The following is a 23,192-nucleotide window of genomic DNA, read 5'->3' as shown; positions in this document are numbered from 1 at the left end:
ACCGATAGGTATAACATGGCGATTGGTCAAATAAGCGGGATGACAGGATAATCAGGGGACGAGACATATGGCTGAGGGTGGAAATGGCAGCAAAATCGCGATCGTCACGGCGCTGATCACCGCAGCCGGCGGCATCATAGTCGCGCTGATCCAGACCGGCGCCTTTGGCGGCAAGGACGATAGCGCGAACAACGCCGATAGCAGCCAGACCGTAGCCGTCGCGCCGCCCGCTTCCAGCCTCGATCAGCCCGGCACAGAGCCACAGCCAGGAACAGGCACTGACGCATCCAATGCCGGGGCGGAAGCACCCGAAGAAGATATGGGCAATATCTATGGCAAAGGCGAAGCGCTGCCGCTGGCCGAATTGCCACCCCCGCCGACAAATCTGGCAATCGATCTTTCCGGCCTGTGGATTGCCGAAACCATGGGGACACGCTTCGCCATCGAGCAGGATGGCAGTGATTTTGTCATATTGCCACTCAGCATGCCCAATGCCGTCCCGCTCGAAGGAGTCATTGTCGGCGGCACCATGCAGTGGCAGGCCCCGGTCGTAAATGGCGTCGCCAATTGCCAGGCACGGTTGACACCCGATGGCGGCTTTTTACGGGGTCAGTGCGTCAACACTTTCGGTCAGGCATCGCCGGTCTCGCTGATACGCGGCGACAATTATTGATCGACCGATGGGGAAAAGCCCCGCGCCGTTCATTGCCGCTGGCCCTGACAATGATTAGGGTTCGGACCCATGATAGATATATTGCTTATCGGCGGCGGCGGGCGCGAACATGCCTTGTGCTGGAAATTGGCGCAATCTCCACAGGTGCAGAAAATCCATGCCGCGCCCGGCAATCCGGGCATGGCAGAACTGGCCGATTGCGTCGCTCTCAATGTCGCTGACCATGCGGCAATAGGTGATTTCTGCCGCGACAATGGCATCGGCCTGGTGGTGATCGGCCCCGAAGCGCCGCTGGTCGATGGGCTGGCCGATTCGCTGCGCAGCGCCGATATTGCGGTTTTCGGGCCATCTGCAGCGGCGGCACAGCTGGAGGGATCAAAGGCCTTTACCAAGGCGTTATGCGATGAAGCGCATATCCCCACCGCCGCCTATGTCCGCGCCACGCATATCGCCGAAGCCCGGGCGGCGCTGCAGCGATTCAGCCTGCCGGTGGTGATCAAGGCAGATGGACTGGCCGCAGGCAAGGGGGTGATCATCGCTCACACCGCTGAAGAAGCGGCTGATGCCATCGGCCATATGTTTGCCGGGGGCTTTGGCAATGCCGGGGCCGAAGTGGTGATCGAGGAATTTCTCGATGGCGAGGAAGCCAGCTTTTTCGCGCTCACCGATGGCGAGACGGTGGTACCGTTGGGCACAGCGCAGGACCATAAGCGCGTTGGCGATGGCGATACCGGCCCCAATACCGGCGGTATGGGCGCCTATAGCCCGGCACCGGTGCTCAACGCTGCGCTGCAGGTCGAGGTGATGGAAAAGATCATCGTCCCGACGGTCAAGACCATGGCGGCACGGGGCACGCCCTATTCGGGTGTGCTCTATGCCGGGCTGATGCTGACGGCCCATGGCCCCAAGCTGATCGAGTATAATTGCCGCTTCGGCGACCCGGAATGTCAGGTGCTGATGATGCGGCTGGACAGTGATCTCGCCGAATTGATGCTGGCCACCGCCGAAGCCAGACTGGCCGATTGCACCGCACCGGCATTCAGCTCTCAGAGCGCAATCACCATCGTCATGGCGGCCAAGGGCTATCCCGGCAAGCCGGAAAAAGCGGCGCCACTCAATGACCTTGATCATGCCGAGGCGCGTGGTGCCAAAGTCTTTCATGCGGGCACCGCATTGGACAAGGACCAGCTGATCGCCAATGGCGGGCGAGTGCTCAATGTCTGCGCCACAGGCGAAACGCTGTCACAGGCGCGGGAAGAGGCATATGATGCCGTGGACCTGATTGATTTCCCAGATGGTTTCTGGCGCAGCGATATTGGCTGGCGCGAGATTGCACGGCAGGAAAGCGACTGATGCGCTGACTGGCCAACATCGCGAATATGCAACCGGCAGCGCTGTCTTTTACCTATATGACACAGCCGCCAGTTGCCAAGCGACTAAATCGAATATCCGTGCCTATCTGTCCCTGAGCCGCACAGGGATTAACCGCCTGAGCGGCATTGACTTGCCCGCCCCGCCAAGCGCATATGCCCTGACCTGCTGAGGAAGGGCATGATATGACAACGGAAAACTGGATCGTCATCGGCATAGCGGCATTGCTGGTGCTCATCCTTATCTGGTGGCTGGTCTCACGTCCAGGCCGTGACCACATATCCGAGGGGGGAGCACGCCCGTTCGAGGATGGCGACGATCAGGCGCTGGAGGATATGACCGAGGAAGTTGCCTCGGTGCTGACACGCGACCGCAAAGAGACGGTGGCGCTGAACAAGGATCTGGAACAGGCCCGCGATGAACTGAGGATCGACAAGCAGCCTGCCGCCAGGGCCAATCCGATCGCGCAAATGCCGGCACCGGCCCCTGCCGCAGCCGAACCGACCGACAACAGCAAGCCCAATATCGCCGCTGCCACAGGCGAACCTGATGACCTCAGCAAGATCAAGGGCATCGGTCCCAAACTCAACACCCTGCTCGGCTCGCTTGGAGTCAGCCGATATGACCAGATTGCAGCCTGGACCGAGGCCGACACCGCCGAAGTCGACGGCTATCTTGGCAATTTCAAGGGCCGCATCACCCGGGACAATTGGGTCGACCAGGCGAGATATCTGGCTAAGGACGACATCGCCGGATTCGAGGCGAAATACGGCAAGATCTGAGCCGGTTTTACTGTGGGCTCCCAGGCCTTCTTATCGGTCCTATCACTTATTGTGATTGAGAATTATCATTTTCTCAATCTGTAACGCACTGCTAGGCCTCGCCCTGCAGATGCGCCTGCCCCGTACAATGCCCGATTCCGGCATTGGTTCGCGGTCCTGACGTGCGCTCATCTGAACCGTTTTGTGATCACCGAGCAATGTGAGGATTCCCGATGCGCCATACCCTGAAATCGCTTTTGGCAACAACCGCAGCGCTGAGCCTGGCCAGCACCGCATATGCTACCCCGCCCGGCTTTATTGGCGGCGACCGCCCGACCGAACATCCGTCAGCCGCCAAGGCCCGACCGAACAGCTTCTGGTGGCCTGACCAGGTTGATTTGTCCGAGCTGCGAAAAAACCGCTACACTGCGGACCCGGCAGGCGAAGATTTTGACTATCCTGCGGCTTTTGCCCAGCTCGATCTTGACGCTGTCAAAGCCGATATTGCCGAGGTTCTGACCACATCGCAGGATTGGTGGCCCGCCGATTTCGGCACCTATGGTGGGCTTTTCATCCGTCTCGCCTGGCACAGCGCCGGCACCTATCGCGCCGGTGACGGTCGCGGCGGTTCGGATGGCGGCCAGATCCGCTTTGAACCGCTCAACAGCTGGCCCGACAACGGCAATCTGGACAAGGCCCGGCGCCTGTTGTGGCCGGTCAAACAGAAATACGGGAAGAACCTGTCCTGGTCGGACCTGATCGTTCTGTCCGGCAATGTCGCGCTCGAGCAGGCCGGGTTCACAACCTATGGCTTTTCCGGTGGTCGCACCGATGCCTGGCAACCGGAGCTGGTCTATTGGGGCGCGGAAACCAAGTTTCTGAGCTCCGACAAACGCTATTCGGGCGACCGCGAACTGGAAAAGCCGCTCGCCGCTTCGGAGATCGGCCTGATCTACGTCAATCCCGAAGGCCCGGAAGGCAATCCCGATATTCTCGGGGCCGCCGGTGATATCCGCACCACCTTTGGCCGCATGGGCATGAACGACGAGGAAACCGTCGCGCTGATCGTCGGCGGCCACACGCTTGGCAAGGCGCATGGCGCGCACAAGGGTGCGGAATGCAACGGCCCTGAACCGGCAGCCGCAGGCGTTGAAGAGCAGGGCTTTGGCTGGAAAAACCGCTGCGGCAAAGGCAATGCCGAAGACACGGTGACCAGCGGCCTGGAAGGCGCATGGACGTCGTCGCCTGCGGTGTGGAGCAACAATTATGTCGAAAATCTCTACGCTTTTGACTGGGTGCAGACCCGCAGCCCCGGTGGCGCGATACAATGGGTGCCGGAAGACGCGGAAAATCTGAAGATCGTACCCGATGCGCATGACCCGAACAAATATGTTCCCCCGGTAATGCAGACCACCGACCTGGCGCTGCGCTATGACCCGGAATATGGCAAGATCACCAGGCGTTTCCTGGCAAACCGCGGCAGCATGGATGCAGCCTTTGCCCGTGCCTGGTTCAAGCTGACCCATCGCGATCTCGGACCGAAAGCGCGCTATGTCGGTGCCGAGGTGCCCGGTGACAGCCAGATCTGGCAGGACCCGATACCGGCAAAACGCTCGGATGCGCTGAATGGTGAGGATATTGCTGCGCTGAAACAGGCCATCCGCGACACCGGCCTTGGCACATCGGAAATGGTCCGCGCGGCCTGGGCCGCAGCCGTGACCTTTCGCGACACCGATTATCGTGGCGGTGCCAATGGTGGCCGCCTGCGTCTGGCGCCGCAAAATGGCTGGGATGTCAACAACCCGGATGAGCTCGGCACCGTACTGGGCGCACTGGAGCGTGTGCAGGCCGGTTTCAACGCTGACGGCAAGACGGTCAGCATGGCCGACCTGATCGTGCTTGCCGGTGCTGTCGGTATCGAGGATGCGGCAAAAGCTGCCGGCCACAGCGTCACCGTGCCGTTCACCCCGGGTCGCGGCGACGCCAGTCAGGAACAGACGGATGTGGACTCTTTCGAATTGCTGCGCCCCGCTGCCGATGGCTTCCGCAACTATTATAGCGAACGCGCGCGCCTCAGCCCCAGCGACATGCTGATCGACCGGGCCGATATGCTGACGCTGACGGTGCCGGAAATGACCGCACTGGTCGGCGGTCTGCGCGCGCTTAACGCCAATGTCGGCGGATCACAGCACGGCGTCTTCACCGATCGCCCGGGCGTCCTGAGCAATGACTTTTTCGTCAATCTGCTCGACATGGCCACCGAATGGAAACCGTCGGAAACCAGCAAGGGCATTTACGAAGGCACTGATCGCGCCAGCGGTGCAGCCAGATGGACCGCGACCGAGGTTGATCTGGTGTTCGGCTCCAATGCGGAACTGCGCGCTGTGGCCGAGACCTATGCCTATGACGATGCCGAGCAGGTGTTTGTCGATGACTTTGTCAAAGCCTGGACCAAGGTGATGATGCTCGACCGTTTCGACGCGCAATAAACGGCCAGGAAAGAGCCGCGAAAAGACCCTTCAGGTCGCAAATACAAGCCCCGGAAGCGCAGCATTGACGCCTCCGGGGCTCATTTTGTCACCTCGGCAACGGCCCGATCGCTCGCCGGCAAGCCGGGCCAGCTTATTTCATTCGTCACGCCCTCGCGAGCATCAGACGAACACCGCATCGGCATCACAGCTAGCAGCCTGTGGCGCGATTGACTGCAAGCGCAAAGCCCCATGCTGCAGAATTAGCCATCGCCGATCTGGAAGCGCACCCGGCTGACATAATAGCTGGCGACAGGCTGTCCCGTCGCATCCAGCGCAGGTTCGAAGGTCGCGCGCCGCATGATCGACTTGCACACGGCGTCATCAAATTCCTTTAACCTTGTGGTGCGCTGAATATGGCAGCTTTGCACCGCGCCACTACTGTCGATCATCAACCGGAAATTGACGATTGCCGGCTGCCCCTGAAGCAGCATGTCAGCAGGATATTCTATGTCCCATTTGGCCGGGCTTCGCTTGGCTTCGGGGCGACGCGTCAAGCTTTTCTGCGTTTCCGGGTCGAGGCCCCAGTTCGAGACCAGGTCATCAATGCATTTGCCGAATGCCGCGAGTGGCTTTTCCATGGAACCCAGTTCGAACCTGACCGGGCGCCGCACTGCTTTACTGACCTCCAGAGACTGTATCGCCCGCTGTCTCGCGAGAATGGCCTCTTTTCCCGGCCACGTCTCGTCGGCTTCCGGTGGTTGTGAAAGGCCGTTCGTGCTCTGGCTGAATACCATGGCGGGAATATTGTCGCCAAGCTTGCCCGAGAAAAAGAGCAGATCAATCTCATCCTCATCGGGGCCAAAACGCAGCGTTGCGGATTTTGCCCGCCCTTTCGCCCGAAACGGATCCCCCGCAAGGGTTAGCAGGAAAGAACTGCCCGGCGCGTAACGACGGAAAATCACGACAGCCTTGTCATCACCCGCAGCATAGCTGTGCAGCATGCTGCAGCCGTCTTCATCATAGCTGACCACCCATTTGCCGGTAGGCGCAAACACAACCGGCTCGCGCTTGGCCAGTGCGGGGGTGGTAATAGAAAGCGCCAGCGTGATGGCAAGACTTCGCTTTACAGTGTCAGTAATGGACATGACTTTCCCGAAAAAACTATCTGCGGCTGCAAGATAACCACTTTTATGGCATGATCATGACAAAAAACCCCGGCGCGCTATTGCAGCGCGCCGGGGTTTCCGTTTGGGCCGGTCAGTCGTCGGAAAGCTTGACCAGATCATTCATCAGGCCAGCGGTACCGTTGGTAACCGTCAGCTTGTCCACCTTGGTCGCGATGCTTTCCAGCGACTCCAGCTCCTTCAAACGGAGCATGACCGGGTTGTCCGCCATCACCTTGGCCGTGTTGAGCAGCGAACGGGTTGCGTTCGTTTCTTCACGACGCCGGATGACATTGGCTTCCGCCTCCTTCTGCGCGGCGACCACCTGGTTCAGGATTTCGCGCATCTCGCCCGGCAGGATAACATCCTTGAGCGAGATTTCCGAAACCTCGATACCGATGGCGGCCATGTCGGCACGCACCTTTTCCGCCGCTTCGGCATCGACCGAGACCTTGTTTTCCAGGATCTGGTCGAGCGTCATGGCGCCGAGCGTCTTGCGGAAGGCGTACTGCAATCCGCGATAGAGCGCATCGGCAAAGTCGCGCACCTCGGTCACCGCCCTGACCGGATCAACAACGCGGTATTCCGCCGCAATGTTGACCCGCAGCGTCACCCGGTCACGGGTCAGGATTTCCTGCCCCGCGACATCGAGCGACTGGCGCGCCAGATCGATCTGGCGTGCGATGACCTTGCGGCCCGGGGTCCAGTAACCATAGACGCCCGGTGCCAGCGTATCGGCCAGCTGGCCGTCGATCGAAACGAGCGCGGTCTTGCCCTCGTCAACCTCTACCAGCATCACCTGCTGCATCTGGCCGGCCTTTTGCAGCCGCTTGAGCAACCTGGCCGAGACCCGCGGCTCATCGGCAATGTCGATAAGCTGCGACGTCCACGGACCGGCATCGGTCCACAGAACCAGCTTGCCATCCGGCTTGAGAATGGTGTTGATCATTCCGTCGCGCTCGATGACAGCTATCTCGTTTTCGCTCGTGCGGACCTGGGTCAGATGTGTCGCCACATCCTCTTCCAGCCGGTCAAGCACAGCCTGGGTATAGGCCGAGACAAACAGCTGGCGATCCAGCGCCTGCCGTTCCACCATCAGGCTACCATCCCGGTTCGGCAACATGTGCTCACCCGGTCCGATAAGTCCCTTGACCATACCCTTATAGAGCCAGACGGCCCGTTCATCTTCATTGATGAGCACACGCTTGCGGCCCATCAGCCTGTCAATCAATCGCTTCAACATATCATTCACCATTACTATCCGGCTAAGTCACACGGATTTCCTTTCTTCCTGTTTTTGAAGACGGAAACCATTTCCCGTCCCTTCTGTCCCCCGATAAAAAGGACCGGGGATTGGTGGCATGCCGCAGGGCGGGTGACGCGGGAGCGGGCACAGCAGCCATCCGGGCGGAGCCGACCGGTTCGAAAACCGGCCTTTTCGGCCCGGATGCGGCGGTGCCATCACCTGTCACCAGTTCCTTTGGCATGGATCGGGAAGGCCAGCCTCGGGCCGCGCCGGCATCCGAAGATGCCCTTGCCGCCGTCCGCCGGCTTTCCGTCACATGCCGATCCCCGGCCCCTCAAGATTGCAAACAGCGTAACAGGCTGTTGTCCCTGTGAAGGACGAGTGTGGAGCAGGATTCGAACCTGCAACAACGGAGTTATCAGTTCCGTGCTCTACCGTTGAGCTATCCAAGTGCGATGAGACGGGAATCGAACCCGCGCTCCTAGCGCCTGAAGCTAGTGCTCTCCCATTGAGCTACCCATGCAACCGATCTGACAGCGCAGCGTCCGTACACAATGGCCCGATGAGAACCTTGCGCGGGTGGGCCCTGCAGAGACCCTGTACCGTTGACGTCTGCCCCGCCGGATGACCAGGGGACGCGCCGTCTATGCGCGCTGCTTTCGAAGCGCAACAAAAAAATCGCACATAAAGAAGAATTTATATGACAGGAAGAAGACAGCAGCAGACCCGGGACCGGCATCAGGGCTCAAAATGCCGGGTCTGTGATATAGTCACTGTAGAAATCATTGCCTCTGGCAAAGCCGGTAAAGGACATGCTGATGGTCCGGTCCAAGCCGGTGACATGGTGCCACCAACCCACGGGCAGGAAGATCGCCTCGCCTGGGCCGATTTCGCATTCCAGCATCGGAGGCATAGCGCGGCCTTCCGCCTCTGCCCGATCAAAATCCTCGGCGGTCCATTGGCTGAAACAATGTTCATGATTGCGCATCTGCGCGACATGATGTGCGGCAACCATGCGGATATGTTTGCGCCCGGCAATCTGCAGCAGCAGGTTATTGGTCAGGTCATGATGAAACGGCGTGATCGTACCCTTTGGCCCCATCCAGAAAAAGCCGTTGGCGACGCCATCCGCGTCCAGCAGCGTCAGCGCGCCCAGATCATCCCATAAGGCCGCCAATGCCTGTTTGTTGGTGGTGTCATTATAGGCGGTGATATAGAAATCATTGCTGGTTTCATCGGCACGCAGGGCACGGACCAGATCGGCCATGCGGATATGGCGCTTATGGCGGTCTTTAACGATTTCATAATCATCGTCCGATTGCCGCTCGGCCTGCAGCTCGACAATCGCATCGCCGACCTTTGCCTCGAGATAATCGAGCGTCCATCGCTCCAGCGCAGGCCAGTGGTCAATCAGGCCGGTCAGCTTGACCGGCCGGTTGGCAAAATAGAATTCGCGAAAAAATTGCTCCGGGTCAATCACATCAACGGTCGGGATAGACGTCTGACGCTCATCCATCGCGGCGAGTTTGCTGTAAATGCCCAGGGTCCAGTCACGCTTGCCCAATCGGGCGCGCAGCCTTCTCGCCGCGACAAAAAGCGGGTCTTTCGGCGCGCGCGACAGCTCATAGCGCGCCTTGGATTCGCTCATTCCCACAGCCAGAAGCCGCTGAAACATTTCCGCTTCATCACAGCCATCGAGCAACGCCTCGGCCAACAGGCTGCGCGTATCGGTCTTGGCCTTGGGAGCATTTGCTGCGGTCGCCATAGGATTCACTGTCCGTCAGATACAAAGATAAGACATTTAGGCATTGAGAATGACATATTGATGACGCCCAAAAAGAGAACCCCGACGCTGACACGCCGGGGCTCATAATTTCGTCATCCTGAACTTGTTTCAGGATCTGTATTGCTACGTTCCACTTTTCTCGTGAGATGCTGGCACGCAGTCACCGCAGGTGAACCGAGTTCAGCATGACGAGTAGGGTAACATTAGTTTGTTCAGACCTTGCCGGTCAGCTCGGGCACCACATCGAACAGGTCAGCGACCAGGCCGATATCGGCGATCTGGAAGATCGGAGCGTCTTCGTCCTTGTTGATCGCGATAATCGTTTTGGAGTCCTTCATGCCCGCCAGATGCTGGATCGCACCGGAAATGCCGATGGCGATATAGACTTCCGGGGCGACGATCTTGCCGGTCTGGCCGACCTGATAGTCGTTCGGCACATAGCCCGCATCGACAGCGGCGCGCGAGGCACCGATGCCAGCGCCGAGCTTGTCGGCCAGCGGGGTGATGACTTCCTCGAACTTTTCGCTCGAGCCCAGGGCACGACCGCCGGAAACGATGATCTTGGCACTGGTCAGTTCCGGACGCTCGCTCTCGGCGATTTCCTCGCTGACAAAGCTGGACAGGCCAGCATCGCCCGAACCGGAAACGGCTTCAACTGTGCCACTGCCGCCTTCGGTTGCAGCCTTGTCAAAGGCGGTGCCGCGTACGGTGATCACCAGTTTTTCGTCACTGCTTTCGACGGTCGCGATGGCGTTACCGGCATAGATCGGACGGGTAAAGGTCTTGTCGCCTTCGACCGAGAGAATGTCGGAAATCTGCATCACGTCGAGCAAGGCTGCGACGCGCGGCGCGACATTCTTGCCGGTGGTGGTAGCAGGGGCCAGGAACGCGTCATGGCTGCCCATCAGATCGGCGATCAGCGGTGCCAGATTTTCCGCCAGCGCATGCTCATAGGCCGGATCGTCGGCGATATGGACGGTGGTGACACCGGCGATTTTCGCTGCCGCTTCGGCCACGGCCCCACAGCCGGACCCGGCAACCAGCGCATGGACTTCACCCAGTTGCGACGCAGCAGTGACCACCGACAGGGTAGCGTCTTTCAGACTTGCATTGTCATGTTCTACGAGGACGAGGGTCTTCATCAGGCCACTCCCAATTCTTTGAGTTTACCGACCAGCTGGTCGACATCTTCCACCTTGATACCGGCCTGACGCACCGGCGGTTCGCTGACGTTCAGTGTTTTCAGGCGTGGCGCGACATCGACGCCATAATCACCGGGAGCCTTGTTATCGATCGGCTTTTTCTTGGCCTTCATGATGTTCGGCAGGGTGGGATAACGCGGCTCATTGAGACGCAGATCGGCGGTGATCACCGCCGGCAGCGTCACCTTGACTGTCTGCAGGCCACCATCAATCTCGCGCTTGACCACGGCGGCGTCGCCGTCAACCTCGATAGTGTTGGCAAAAGTCGCCTGGCTGGTGCCTGCCAGCGCCGCGAGCATCTGTCCGGTCTGGTTGCTGTCGTCATCAATGGCCTGTTTGCCCATCATGATGATCTGCGGCGATTCTTCCTCGACCACCTTGGCGAGCAGCTTGGCCACACCCAGCGGTTCGACTTCGTCATCGGTCTCGATCAATATGCCGCGGTCGGCGCCCATGGCGAGCGCGGTGCGGATGGTTTCCTGCGCCTTGGCCGGGCCGATGGAAACCGCGACGACTTCTTCGGCTTTGCCCGCTTCCTTGAGGCGAATGGCTTCTTCGACCGCAATTTCGTCGAACGGGTTCATCGACATTTTGACATTGGCGAGGTCAACGCCCGAGCCATCGGCCTTGACCCGCGGCTTGACGTTGTAATCGATCACCCGTTTTACGGGCACGAGGATTTTCATGTGATTATCCTTCCTACTGCTTTGTTTCTTTACCGTTCGGGCTGAGCCTGTCGAAGCCTTGCCCTTACTTCAAAGAAAGAACGGCCGTTGGCGCTAGCGCCGTCTTCGACTCCGACAAGCTCAGGGCGAACGGAAACTGAATAGCTGCCTTTTAGTTTCCGTTCACGTTAACGTCAAGCGCCGCTTCTTCGTTCTGACTATCGGCTCAGGCCGCTTCTTTCACCTGCGCGACAATCTTCTGCGCCGCATCGCCCAGATCATTGGCGCTGACGATCGGCAGACCGCTATTGTCGAGAATGGCCTTGCCCTTGTCGACATTGGTGCCTTCCAGACGCACCACCAGCGGCACGTCGAGTTCCACTTCCTTCGCCGCAGCGACAATGCCCTCGGCAATGGTGTCGCAGCGCATAATGCCGCCAAAGATGTTGACGAGAATGCCCTCGACCGCATCATCGGCGAGGATGATCTTGAACGCCGCGGTCACCTTCTCGGTGGTAGCGCCGCCGCCCACATCGAGGAAGTTCGCCGGGAAAGCGCCATTCAGCTTGATGATGTCCATCGTCGCCATCGCCAGACCCGCGCCATTGACCATGCAGCCAATATTGCCGTCGAGCTTGATATAGGCGAGGTCATATTCGCTCGCTTCAACCTCGGCCGGGTCTTCCTCGGTTTCGTCGCGCAGCGCGGCAATGTCCTTGTGGCGGAACAGCGCATTGCCGTCGAAGCTCATCTTGGTGTCGAGCACGAGGAGTTGACCGTCCACGGTTTCCACCAGCGGATTGATCTCCAGCATCTCGCAGTCCATTTCCATGAAGGCGTGGTAAAGCTGTTTGCCGAGCTTCTGTGCCGCCTTGTTGAGATCACCCTTCAGCTTGAGCGCAAAGGCCAGCGAACGGCCATGATGCGGCATAAAGCCCTGGGCAGGATCGATAACGATAGTGGTGATTTTTTCGGGCGTATCATGCGCGACCGCCTCGATGTCCATACCGCCTTCGGTAGAGACCACCATGGCCACACGGCCGGTGGCGCGATCAACCAGCATCGAGAGATAATATTCCGAGGCAATATCGACGCCATCGGTGACGTAGAGACGGTTGACCTGCTTGCCGGCCTCGCCGGTCTGGATCGTCACCAGCGTATTGCCCAGCATTTCGGTCGCCGCTTCGCGCACTTCGTCAACCGACTTGGCCAGCCGCACGCCGCCCTTGGCATCGGGACCGAGCTCCTTGAACTTGCCCTTGCCGCGACCACCGGCATGGATCTGCGCCTTCACCACATAGAGCGGTCCGGGCAGTTTCTCGGCGGCGGCAACAGCTTCTTCAACCGTCAGGGCCGCATGGCCAGTTGGGATGCCGATACCGTGTTTCGCCAGGAGTTGCTTGGCCTGATATTCATGAATATTCATGGGGGAAGAGCAGCCTTTCTACATGCTGTTTGCCGACGCCCATCCGGCGGGCCATCCAGCCGGAGAAAGCGGACTCAGGGAAATTGCGCAGTCCCTAAAGCATAGACAGCAGGCGATTGCCAGAGGGCAATGGAGAAAAGGATCGCTGTTGTTGCAGCGGCATCATCTTGCGGAAGGAAGGGCAGGCCCGGTCCGGACGCTCACAGCCAACCGTTGACAAGTGTAGACGACAGCAGCAAGAGATTGATGTTGCAGAGCTAAAGTGAGGAGTCTCCATGGCGAAATGCGCAATGTTCCGAAGCTGCATATTGGCGTTGGCGGCGATGCTGCCCAGCCCTTCCATGGCACAGCCGGATGACGAGGTTGCTGATACGGAAGAGGCCAGGCAATTTGAACAGTTCCTGCGAGACTTTGCCGAACAACGATCGGCACCGGCGCTGGCCGCGATGGTGCTGCATAAAGGCCGACCCGTCGCGTCAGCCATGCTGGGCTATTTCGACGATGAAGGCGAGCTGCCCACCACAGAACAGACGGTATTCGGCATCGCATCGGTCACCAAGCCGATAACCGCTGCGGCAATGCTGCGCGGTGCGGATGCCGGGTTGCTGTCACTCGATACGCCATTGAAAGCACATCCCGGTTTCGATGGCCTGTGCGCCTGGCTGGGAAGCAGTGAAATACCCTTTGGCGGCGGCGCCACTACAGCCGATGGCAGCACCATCGCGCCAGTGGCATGCGACAGAGAGCTGACCGTGCGTGACGCGCTCAATATGCGCGTCAACGGCACCGGAGAACGTTATGTCTATAATCCGATCATCTATGCCCGCATCGACCGCGCCCTGGAATCGGCTGGTCTGGCATCGTTTCGCGACATGGTGCGGCAACAGGCCGTGCTGCCGGCAGGCATGGAACATACCGCACTGGGCCGGCGAGACCCGGAAAGCGGGCAGGCTTTGCAACGGCTTGCCGAACCATTCCGCCTTGAGCAGGGGCGATTGGTCAAGGCCAGCCTGCCAGACGATGACTTTCGCGCCGCCGCGGGCATTTATACCAGTGTCGAGCAGCTGGCGCGATTCGACCGGGCTGTGGACGGTGGACTGATTCCGCAACCCTATAGCGAGGAAATTTTCAAAAAACCGGTCGGACCCGATGGGGATTATCGCTGGGGCTGGCATGTCCAGAACTGGCAAGGCATGCGGCTGGTGTGGCACAGCGGATGGGAGCCGGAAAAATATTCCGCGCTTTATCTAAAGGTTCCGGACCGATCGCTGACCCTGATCGTTCTTGCCAACACCGAAGCCATATGGTGGGGAAACCCGTTGAACCGCACGCAGGTAGAGAATAGCGCTATTGCCGCCGAGTTTCTGCGGCTTTATGCCAAGGGCAAATAGACCGGCACGCCAAGAGCAACTGAACCGGCACTAACCATCCCGGACGGACGGATATTCGGTGATATTTGCGAGCGCGAACAATAGAGGCGAGAAAGATCGCGGCAAAGGCCATGCCATCTGGGCCATTGTCGTAGCATTTATCTGCATATTGTTGCTGTCGCTTCCGTCTCGCGGCGCGGCACAGCTCGTGCAGGAGGCCGCCAATCCTGTCCGCCTTTCCGCCAGCATGTGCACCCTGGCCGGAGATGGCGATGCCATGCCCGAGACGGTAGCCGCGATGCGCGACAGCTTTGACTGCTCTTCGAACAAGCTGCAAAAGGCCACCGATCATTTCTGGCTGCTCGCCGATATCAGCGAAGCGCAGGCAGGGTTTCGCAATCCGGTGCTGCGTTATCGCACCGCGCGCCATGGCGACATTGTCATTCATCGCAGGCTCTCCGATGGTCGCTGGGTTTCCACCCGTCATGACCAGGCCAGCATGACCGCCAATTGGCGCGCGCCCTGGGCGGTGGCGGCGCCATTACTCGGCCCGGACGGAGAGCGTCCGGACCTGTTGCTGGTCAGCGTCGATCGGCCCTGGGATCCTACCAATCTCTCCGATCTCGAAATATGGGAAGCCGATCAGGACATCGCAGCAGGCCAGCGCCAGCAGGTGCTGAGCGCGCTGTTTGCCGGGCTGATCTTCGGGCCGCTGCTGCTCAATATCGTGTTCTTCGCTACCCTGCGCCAGCGCTTCGTGCTGTTTCACAGCCTGATGCTGGTTTCGATTCTGGCCAGCCAGATCTTCTGGACCGGTCTGATTTTCGATCTGGTCCCCGGTGCCACCATGATCGACCGGTCGGTCGCAGTGCATCTGCTGCTGCCGATATTCGGCTTTGCTATCTGCATGCTGGTGCGCTCGCTGTGCGATCCGATAAAGCTCGGCCCCCGCGCCCGCACCGCATTGCCGGCCATCGGCATGGCCAGCATGGTAGCGACGCTGCTGGTGATTCTGATCGCTCCGGGCTGGCCGCTGATCGGGCCGCAGATATTCCACGGCTTTTACAGCCTGATGGTGCTCACCGTACTGATCAGTCTCGTCATCGCGGCAATGCGCGGTGATCGCATGGCCATGCTTCTCATCCTCGGCCTGTCGGGTTTTCTGGTCATCGCCATATTGCGGCTTGGTCGCGCGCTGGGCTGGCTCGACGATGCACCGATATTCGATGCCGGCTTTCATCTTGCGGTGCTGCTTGAAGTGCTGGTGACCAGCGCCATTGTCGGCATCAAGGCGTGGCAGCTGCGTCAGCGTCATGATCTGGCACTCGAGGTCGGCGCGAACGAGGCACTGCTGGCGCGCACCGACCCACTGACCCGGATCATGAACCGGCGTGGCTTCATGGAGCATTTCCGCGCGCTGGAGAGCAATCATCGCGCGCCATCACGCACCACCGCGCTGATCCTTGTCGATATCGACCATTTCAAGCAGATCAATGACCGTTTCGGCCATGAAGCCGGCGATGTCACGCTGATGCAGCTGGCCGATATGCTGCGCCTGTGCTGTCGCAAGGATGATGTGCTGGCCCGTTTCGGTGGCGAGGAATTCGCCATTCTTGCAAGGTGCAGCAACAGCGACGGCGTGCATCAATTTGCCGAACGCATCAAGGACAGCATCGCCCAGACCCGCTTCGGCGATGCGCGTCACCCGGTCGGCGCGCTCTCGGTCAGCATCGGCGTTGCCGAAATCGACCCGGGCAGCGACGCGCCCGATTTCGACCGCCATTATCGCGCCGCCGACCGGGCGCTCTATCGCGCCAAGAATCTGGGGCGCAACCGAATCTGCTATGCCGGTGATCCGGCTGAAGCCGGTGACGATGAAACCATCATCGAGTCCGAGGCAAACCAATTGCCCGACCTTCGCGGCCCGGCAAAGCCGGCCGGAGCCGGTTAACCGGCGCTAACAAGCATCAGGCTTCGCCTTTTTCCTTGGCCCGGTCCATCGCTTCCAGCACGATCTGCCGCGCTTCTTCAGCACCGCCCCATTTGCCGACACGCACCCATTTCTCGGCTTCCAGGTCCTTGTAATGGGTAAAGAAATGTTCGATCTGCTGGCACACAATTTCGGGCAGGTCCTCGCGCTCGCGGACATTGGTATAATAAGGGAAGGTCGCGGTGTCGGGGACGCAGACCAGCTTCTCGTCGCCACCATGCTCATCTTCCAGGTTGAGCACCGCAATCGGCCGAGCGCGCACCACCGCACCGGGCATGAAGGGCGAGCGTGCGACCACCAGCGCGTCGAGCGGATCACCATCGGGCGAGAGCGTATGCGGCACAAAGCCATAATTGGCGGGGTAACGCATCGGCGTATGCAGGATGCGGTCGACAAAGATCGCACCCGAAGCCTTGTCGAACTCATATTTCACCGGTTCGCCCCCGGTGGGCACTTCGATGATCACATTGACGTTATTGGGCGGGTTCTTGCCCACGGGAATTTCGCTGATGCGCATGTCTGTTCGTCTTTCCTCATGAGGCGCAGGCCATGTAAAGCGGCGCCGGAAATCTGCTCTAGCCTTCACTTTCGGCGATGTCGCCGGTCTGCGGTGCAAGCAACATGTCAAGGCCACCCGCGCCGTCTCCGGTTTTGACGAGGCGCGGATAGCGCAGGCCACCGCGATAGTCCAATCTTACTGTCTTGTATCGCTCGCCCTTTTTAACCAGCAGCCGGACCGGGCTGCTGTTGCGTCCCTGGGTGCCCCTGATCGCGATTTTCAGCGCCTCGAACGAGAAATCGGCATCATTGACCGCGACGATCCTGTGACCATTGGTCAGGCCAGCACGAAAGGCCGGCGAATCCCATATCACCGAATTGATATCTCCGCCGGCGCCGACCGAAAAGCCAAGGCTGTAGCTGTGATCGGAAAATCTGCCGCGCCTCTCATTGGCGCGCAGATAGTCGCTCTGGCTGTCGCTATAGACCAGCCGGTAACCGCCCAGGGTCAGGCCATTTTTCGGGGACTCACTGGTGGTCGAGAATACCCGTTGGCGAAACAACCCCTCCCAGTCATGGGAATGCACCTGATTGAGCGTGTCGATGACATCGCTATAGTCATAGGTGACGACACCCCAATCGCCATCACGGCCGCCAAAAAACGCTTTGGCAAAGTCTTCCAGCGATTTGGTGCCGCCGCTGTCACGGCGGATAATCTGGTCGGCTTCGAGCCAGATCATCATCCCCTCATTATAATAATCCTCGGAGCGCTGCCAGCTGGTCCATGGCTTGGGTTTGCGCGCCGCAATCACCGGATCATGGGTGGTGTCTGCCAGCGGTCGCCACTGGCGCCCCCTGCGCAGATCGAGCGACGCCGCCACCGATGCCAGCGCCGCCAGCGTATCCTGTTTCGAGATCAGGCCAGAGCGTGCGGCAAGCACATAGCCCCATAGCTGGGTCTGTCCCTCATAGATCCAGAGCAGATTGTCGCGTTTCACGGTGCGATAGTCCGGGGTCCAGATGCCGGCGGGACGACGATATTTGCCGTTCCAGCTATGCGTCATTTCATGCGGCAGCAGGCCGCGACGCCCCGGCCCGTTGTCCCATTCGGTGAAATATTCGGGGTTGACCCCATTCTCGCTCGATCGGTGATGCTCGATGCCGATCCGGCCCATCTCCTTTGTCAGCGCCAGCAGGAAGTCATATTCATCATATTGCTGGCTGCCGAACAGGCTGACCGCTTCGGCGACAAGCTTGCGATGCGCCGCAATCTGCTCGGCACTGGCCTCGAGAAACTCCGCCTCGTCGGCAACGACATTGAGCCACACCCGGTCCGACAGCCGCCAGCGTTTGAAATATCGGCCGGCAAAGACCGGGCTGTCGACCAGCGTGTCATAATCCACACTGCCATAGGTAACGGTGTCGCCGCGGGTCTCGGTCGGGCGCAGCGCGGTGCCGGCCTTCCAGCCTTTGGGCCAGGTCACCGTCGCCCGCACCGGAATATTGCGAACATAATAGCCGGCCGGATAAAGCGACATGGCATGCCAGCGCAGGTTCATCATGCTGGGGGTGACAACCACCCGCCCCTGGGACGGTTTTGTCGCCGATGTGAACTGGAACTGCGCGACAATCGCCGCCGCCCCCTCAGGCACGGTAACATGAAAGGCGTGAATATCAGTCGGGTCACGCTCCCATGCCAGCGGAATATCGCCCGCAGAAAAGCTGAGTCCGACCAGCTTCTCAATCTCGCCGCGCGGCGCATGATTACCCGGCAGCCATTCGGGATAGAGCAGGGTAAAGGTGCCCGGTTGCGGCACCGGGATGGTCTGCTCGACCTGAAAAATCCCCCGCTCGGTATCGGTGGCGTCGATTTTCAGCTGGATCGTGCCGGGAAAAGGACGGTCCTCGGCCAGCGGCACGCGGTCTATATAGGGCTCTTCGACCGGCTTGCTGTTGCCTTGCTGCGTTTGTGCAATGCCTGCGCCCCAGAATGATACAGCTGACAGGGCGAGAACGGCAAAGGACAGCGCAGAACGGGCAAGGGACATCGGGGAAACTTTCGATGAAGCAGGGCAAAATGGTGGCAAGGCGGATATACCGGGTGCAAAAAACCCATAAAGCGAGCCTTTGGAATTTGCAAAAAACACGCTAGAGCGCGCAGAAATTTGGACATGGAAGACGATGGCAAAGCATGATATCCCCGGCGCGGTCCGGGGTACCCAGGATATTTTCGGCGACGAGCAGGAGCGGTTCGGCCATGTCGTCGAGACCTTTGAGCGGGTGCGCCGCCTGTACAATTTCCGCCGCGCCGAACTGCCGGTGATCGAGGCCACCGGGGTGTTCGCCCGCTCGCTTGGCGAGAGCACCGATGTGGTTTCCAAGGAAATGTATACGTTCGATGATCGCGGCGGCGACTCGATCACCCTGCGCCCCGAATTCACCGCCGGCATTGCCCGGGCCTATCTCACCAATGGCTGGCAGCAGCATGCGCCGCTCAAGCTGGCGACGCACGGGCCGCTCTTCCGCTATGAGCGACCGCAAAAGGGCCGCTATCGCCAGTTTCACCAGATCGATGCCGAAATTATCGGCGCTGCGGAGCCGCAGGCCGATGTCGAGCTGCTGGTGATGGCCGATCAGCTGCTCAAAGAGCTGGGCATCACCGAGGGCGTGACGCTGCAGCTCAATACGCTGGGCGATGCGGCGACGCGCAATGCCTGGCGCGACGCGCTGGTGGCGCATTTTACCGCGCATCGCGGCGATCTGTCCGAAGACTCGCAGGACCGGCTCGAGCGCAATCCGCTGCGCATCCTCGACAGCAAGGACCCACGCGACCGGCCGATTGCCGATGCCGCCCCCGATATCGACCGGTTTATGAGCGATGAGGCGGGGCAGTTTTTCGCCAGCGTTACCGCCGGACTCGATGCCGCCGGTGTCGCCTGGACCCGCAACAGCCGGCTGGTGCGCGGTCTCGACTATTATCGTCACACTGCCTTTGAATTCGTCACCGACCGGCTCGGCGCACAGGGCACGGTGCTCGGCGGCGGGCGCTATGACGGGCTGATCGAAAATCTCGGCGGCCCGCATACGCCGGCTGTCGGCTGGGCGGCTGGGATTGAGCGGCTGGCTATGCTGGTGGAGGGCGTAACGCCACCGCGCCTTGATATCGCCGTTATTTGGGATGGTAAGTCGAAAACTTCGTTAGAGTTCGCACAATGCGTTCTGAAGTCTTATCGCGATGCTGGGTATGTAGCCGAATCTGTTTTCTCCGGCTCCGCACGGAAGCGCTATGATAAAGCGCTAAAATTAAACCCGAAGTATGCTGCAGTTATTACCGATCACTTACTCGAAGATGGGATGATAGGACGTATTAGGCTTAGACCTAAAGAGTATGGAGAGGTGATGGTTTCTGATGCAGAAAAATCTCCAATCTATCAAGCAATGGAAGGCAAAGTGCAGAAGGCCGTATTGGAACAAACGGCACAAGGCTGGGACGCCGATCTGTGGCCGCTATGATTTGTCATTCTAAAACAATTCGTCAGTCCCGCCTCCGCGGGAATGACGAAAGTTTGAAACTCTTTCCATGACATCCACCACCCCGCATATCTCCGCCGAGCGCATTGCCCAGATCGAGGCGCGTTTTGCCGAGCTGGAGGCCAAAATGGCTTCGGGCACGCTTGAGGGCGATGCTTTTGTCGCGGTGTCGAAAGAATATGCCGAGGTCGAGCCGGTCGCCAAGGCAGCGGCAGAAGTGCGGCGGCTGCGTGCCGAACTGGAGGTGCTTGACGGGCTGATCAGCGAAGCCGGGCAGGATCCGGAAATCAAGACGATGGCCGAAGAGGAGAAGGCGGATATTGGCGAGCGCCTGCCTTCGGCTGAGCGGCTGCTGGCGCTCAAACTCCTGCCGCGCGACAACGCCGATGACCGCCCGGCAATGCTCGAAATCCGCGCCGGCACCGGTGGCGACGAGGCGGCGTTGTTCGCCGGCGACCTTTACCGCATGTATGAGCGTTTCGCCGCCGATCAGGGCTGGCGGGTCGAGATGATCAGCGCCAATGCCGCCGATCAGGGCGGATACAAGGAAGTCGTCGCCAATGTCACCGGCACCGGGGTGTTCGCCAAGCTGAAATTCGAGAGCGGCGTGCACCGGGTGCAGCGGGTGCCGGTGACCGAGAGCGGCGGCCGCATCCATACCTCGGCCGCCACCGTGGCGGTGCTGCCCGAGCCCGAGGATGTCGATGTTGCGATCAATGACAATGACCTGCGCATCGATGTGTTCCGCGCCTCGGGCGCGGGCGGTCAGCACGTCAACACCACCGACAGCGCGGTGCGCATTACCCATATCCCCACCGGCCTGGTGGTCAGCCAGCAAGACGAAAAATCGCAGCACAAGAACAAGGCCAAGGCGATGAAAATCCTGCGCGCCCGACTCTATGAGCAGGAGCGTGCGCGTATCGCCGAGGAAGAGGCCGGAGCGCGCAAATCGATGGTCGGCTCGGGCGACCGTTCCGAGCGCATCCGCACCTATAATTTCCCGCAGGGCCGCGTCACCGATCACCGGATCAACCTGACGCTGCACCGGCTCACCGAAATCCTCGAGGGGCCGGGGCTGAACGAGCTGACCGATGCACTGATCGCCGAGGACCAGGCCGAACGCCTCGCCAATCTCGCGGCGGAATAATGCCGAGTATCGCCGATATGTTGCGCGATGCCGCTGCACAGCTCGAGACGGTGAGCGAAACCCCGCGCCTCGATGCCGAACTGCTGATGGCACACGCGCTCGACGTGGATCGCGGCACCTTGCTGCTCAACCATATGCAGCAGGCTACACCGCATATTTTCGGTGCCCTGCTGTTACGACGGCTGGCGCATGAGCCGGTGGCCTATATTACCGGCGAAGCCGAGTTCTGGAGCCTGCCGCTGCAAGTTACTCCTGATGTGCTGATCCCGCGCAATGACAGCGAAACGCTCATCGCTGCAGCCACTGCGCATTTCCGCGGAAAGGCGCCCAGGCATATCCTCGATCTCGGCACCGGGTCGGGTGCGCTGCTGCTCGCCGCACTGTCCGAATGGCCACAAGCGCAGGGGCTGGGTCTCGACCGGTCGGCTGCAGCGCTCGGCATCGCCAAGGACAATGCGGCACGCCTGCAACTGGCCGATCGCGCGCAATTTCGACGATTCGACTGGACCGGTGCTGATGCCTGGAGCACACTCGACCGGCATTTCGACCTGATCCTGTGCAACCCGCCCTATGTCGAGGAGCATGCACAGCTGGCACCGCAGGTGCGCGATTATGAGCCGCATCAGGCGCTGTTTGCCGGTAGCGACGGGCTGGATGACTATCGACGGCTGATCCCGGAGCTGCACAGGCTGCTAACAGATTGTGGCATCGCGATTTTCGAGATCGGCGCGACGCAGTCAGAAGCCGTCGGCAAAATTGCCCGAGAAAGTGGTTTTATATCGCATCTGCGTCATGATCTTGCCGGACATCCCCGCGCTCTTCTGCTTGTCGCACACAATGATAGCAGCAGCCTATGATGCATTTTTCGCTTGGCAAGCCCGTCATCGCCCGTTAGGCCTTGTTTCAGCAAGACAGCGATAGCCATGTGGTTCCTGTCTTGGCTGGTCCCGACAATGAAGGATGTTTTCTGGACCCATTGACGTATCTGCATGACATGTAGTCGGCACAACAGCCTGTCGGACACAACGCATTTTGGCGCTACGGGCCATTGCTTGGTGCTGCGGCGGTCATGCATGACCCGATAATGGCTCCTGAAGATCCGCTGGACGGACATCGCCCAACAACACGCAAAACAGGATTGGCGAACATTGAATCACAATAACCGGGGACAGAACCGCCGTCGCGGTCGCAACAACAACCGCAATAGCGGCGGCAATCGTGGTGTCGACAGCGGCAACCGTATCGACAGCCGGGCACGCGGCAATGCCAACCAGCTGATGGAAAAATACAAGAAGCAGGCGCATGATGCCCAGATGGCCGGCGACCGGGTCAATTATGAATATTATATGCAGTTCGCCGATCACTATTTCCGCGTCCTCGCCGACAATAAGGCGCGGCAGGAAGAAGCACGCGCAAAGCGTGAGGAAGAGCGTCAGGAGCGGCAGGAACAGAGCGCCGACAACCGGGCACCGGACCAGCAGGCTCAGGACAATGATGCCGGTGACGAATCCGACGATTCCAAACCACGCCGCCGCCCGGCCCGTTCGCGCAAACCGAAACAGGCTGCCGAGGCCGATTCCGGCAATGAGGATAGCGGTCTCAACCTCGATGCGCTGCCACCCTCCATCGCCGGGGATGACGACACCAAGCCGGCACCAAAGAAACGCGCGCCGCGGCGCCGCAAGGCCGCATCCGATGATGATGCGGCAGAAGCCGTAGCAGCCGAATAAGCCTGTCTTTAGCGGTGTGAATTCGCCCGCACCGCCGCGCGCCAGGTGATTCTGACAGTATGATTTTCCTCTTGTTCATGTCGCCATCGTTACGGCATGATAGCGCAACAAGGGGAGACATATATGCGCCGTTCCAGCATCGCCAAAACCGCCACTGCCACC

The 23,192-nt window shown here is 59.9% G+C and carries 18 protein-coding genes and 1 tRNA gene; 10 read left to right on the top strand and 9 right to left on the bottom strand.

What is annotated here, in order from left to right; genetic code table 11:
* The first annotated feature begins 67 nt into the window (after window positions 1-67).
* From AAFX04_00280 to katG, 4 genes are all read left to right on the top strand, one after another.
* On the top strand, window positions 68-673 hold the full coding sequence (locus tag AAFX04_00280; GenBank protein ID MEO1043857.1) for a hypothetical protein: 606 nt from the start codon (window positions 68-70) through the stop codon (window positions 671-673).
* Between the two features lie 72 nt (window positions 674-745).
* A complete protein-coding gene (gene purD / locus AAFX04_00275) occupies window positions 746-2,026 on the top strand; it encodes a phosphoribosylamine--glycine ligase (GenBank protein MEO1043856.1) in 1,281 nt (426 codons plus the stop codon).
* Window positions 2,027-2,229: 203 nt separating this feature from the next.
* Window positions 2,230-2,826, top strand: a complete 597-nt coding sequence (locus tag AAFX04_00270) for a hypothetical protein (protein ID MEO1043855.1) — start codon at window positions 2,230-2,232, stop codon at window positions 2,824-2,826.
* Between the two features lie 212 nt (window positions 2,827-3,038).
* Window positions 3,039-5,294 (top strand): catalase/peroxidase HPI, encoded by a 2,256-nt coding sequence (katG, locus tag AAFX04_00265; GenBank protein MEO1043854.1) that lies wholly within the window; start codon window positions 3,039-3,041, stop codon window positions 5,292-5,294.
* A gap of 242 nt (window positions 5,295-5,536) precedes the next feature.
* On the opposite strand, the gene AAFX04_00260 is transcribed toward katG, so the two are convergent.
* From AAFX04_00260 to sucC, 7 genes are all read right to left on the bottom strand, one after another.
* Window positions 5,537-6,421, bottom strand: a complete 885-nt coding sequence (locus AAFX04_00260; protein MEO1043853.1) for an energy transducer TonB — start codon at window positions 6,419-6,421, stop codon at window positions 5,537-5,539.
* Window positions 6,422-6,533: 112 nt separating this feature from the next.
* Window positions 6,534-7,694, bottom strand: a complete 1,161-nt coding sequence (locus AAFX04_00255) for a slipin family protein (GenBank protein ID MEO1043852.1) — start codon at window positions 7,692-7,694, stop codon at window positions 6,534-6,536.
* 442 nt (window positions 7,695-8,136) lie between these two features.
* A tRNA-Leu gene (locus tag AAFX04_00250) sits at window positions 8,137-8,208 on the bottom strand.
* Between the two features lie 222 nt (window positions 8,209-8,430).
* A complete protein-coding gene (locus AAFX04_00245; GenBank protein MEO1043851.1) occupies window positions 8,431-9,450 on the bottom strand; it encodes a cupin-like domain-containing protein in 1,020 nt (339 codons plus the stop codon).
* A 233-nt stretch (window positions 9,451-9,683) separates the two neighbouring features.
* A complete protein-coding gene (locus AAFX04_00240) occupies window positions 9,684-10,613 on the bottom strand; it encodes an electron transfer flavoprotein subunit alpha/FixB family protein (protein ID MEO1043850.1) in 930 nt (309 codons plus the stop codon).
* Window positions 10,613-11,359 (bottom strand): electron transfer flavoprotein subunit beta/FixA family protein, encoded by a 747-nt coding sequence (locus AAFX04_00235; GenBank protein MEO1043849.1) that lies wholly within the window; start codon window positions 11,357-11,359, stop codon window positions 10,613-10,615. The genes AAFX04_00240 and AAFX04_00235 overlap by 1 nt, the downstream gene beginning before the upstream one ends.
* 205 nt (window positions 11,360-11,564) lie before the next feature.
* Window positions 11,565-12,764: an ADP-forming succinate--CoA ligase subunit beta gene (gene sucC / locus AAFX04_00230; protein MEO1043848.1), complete on the bottom strand. Its 1,200-nt coding sequence runs from the start codon at window positions 12,762-12,764 to the stop codon at window positions 11,565-11,567.
* A 275-nt stretch (window positions 12,765-13,039) separates the two neighbouring features.
* Here sucC and AAFX04_00225 point away from each other — a divergent pair, with 275 nt between their 5' ends.
* The gene (locus AAFX04_00225; GenBank protein ID MEO1043847.1) at window positions 13,040-14,155 is read left to right on the top strand and encodes a serine hydrolase domain-containing protein; all 1,116 of its coding nucleotides are present in this window, start codon (window positions 13,040-13,042) and stop codon (window positions 14,153-14,155) included.
* A gap of 58 nt (window positions 14,156-14,213) precedes the next feature.
* Window positions 14,214-16,085, top strand: coding sequence for a diguanylate cyclase (locus AAFX04_00220; protein ID MEO1043846.1), 1,872 nt, complete (start codon window positions 14,214-14,216; stop codon window positions 16,083-16,085).
* 16 nt (window positions 16,086-16,101) lie between these two features.
* On the opposite strand, the gene ppa is transcribed toward AAFX04_00220, so the two are convergent.
* Both ppa and AAFX04_00210 read right to left on the bottom strand, forming a co-directional pair.
* Complete coding sequence (gene ppa / locus AAFX04_00215) at window positions 16,102-16,641, bottom strand: inorganic diphosphatase (protein ID MEO1043845.1); 540 nt, start codon at window positions 16,639-16,641, stop codon at window positions 16,102-16,104.
* Between the two features lie 58 nt (window positions 16,642-16,699).
* Window positions 16,700-18,670, bottom strand: coding sequence for a peptidase M61 (locus tag AAFX04_00210; protein MEO1043844.1), 1,971 nt, complete (start codon window positions 18,668-18,670; stop codon window positions 16,700-16,702).
* Window positions 18,671-18,803: 133 nt separating this feature from the next.
* Here AAFX04_00210 and hisS point away from each other — a divergent pair, with 133 nt between their 5' ends.
* From hisS to AAFX04_00190, 4 genes are all read left to right on the top strand, one after another.
* Window positions 18,804-20,135: a histidine--tRNA ligase gene (hisS, locus tag AAFX04_00205; GenBank protein MEO1043843.1), complete on the top strand. Its 1,332-nt coding sequence runs from the start codon at window positions 18,804-18,806 to the stop codon at window positions 20,133-20,135.
* Between the two features lie 67 nt (window positions 20,136-20,202).
* Window positions 20,203-21,300: a peptide chain release factor 1 gene (gene prfA, locus AAFX04_00200; GenBank protein ID MEO1043842.1), complete on the top strand. Its 1,098-nt coding sequence runs from the start codon at window positions 20,203-20,205 to the stop codon at window positions 21,298-21,300.
* Entirely contained in the window at window positions 21,300-22,157 is an 858-nt protein-coding gene (gene prmC, locus AAFX04_00195) for a peptide chain release factor N(5)-glutamine methyltransferase (protein MEO1043841.1), read from the top strand. Before prfA ends, prmC begins: the two co-directional genes overlap by 1 nt.
* 291 nt (window positions 22,158-22,448) lie before the next feature.
* Window positions 22,449-23,030, top strand: coding sequence for a DUF4167 domain-containing protein (locus tag AAFX04_00190; GenBank protein MEO1043840.1), 582 nt, complete (start codon window positions 22,449-22,451; stop codon window positions 23,028-23,030).
* Window positions 23,031-23,192 lie beyond the last annotated feature (162 nt).

This window comes from Pseudomonadota bacterium, assembly GCA_039818985.1.
Classification (GTDB): Bacteria; Pseudomonadota; Alphaproteobacteria; order Sphingomonadales; family Sphingomonadaceae; genus Alterisphingorhabdus.
The sequence above is the reverse complement of the archived record's forward strand: the minus strand, read 5'-3'. Positions and strand labels throughout refer to the sequence as shown.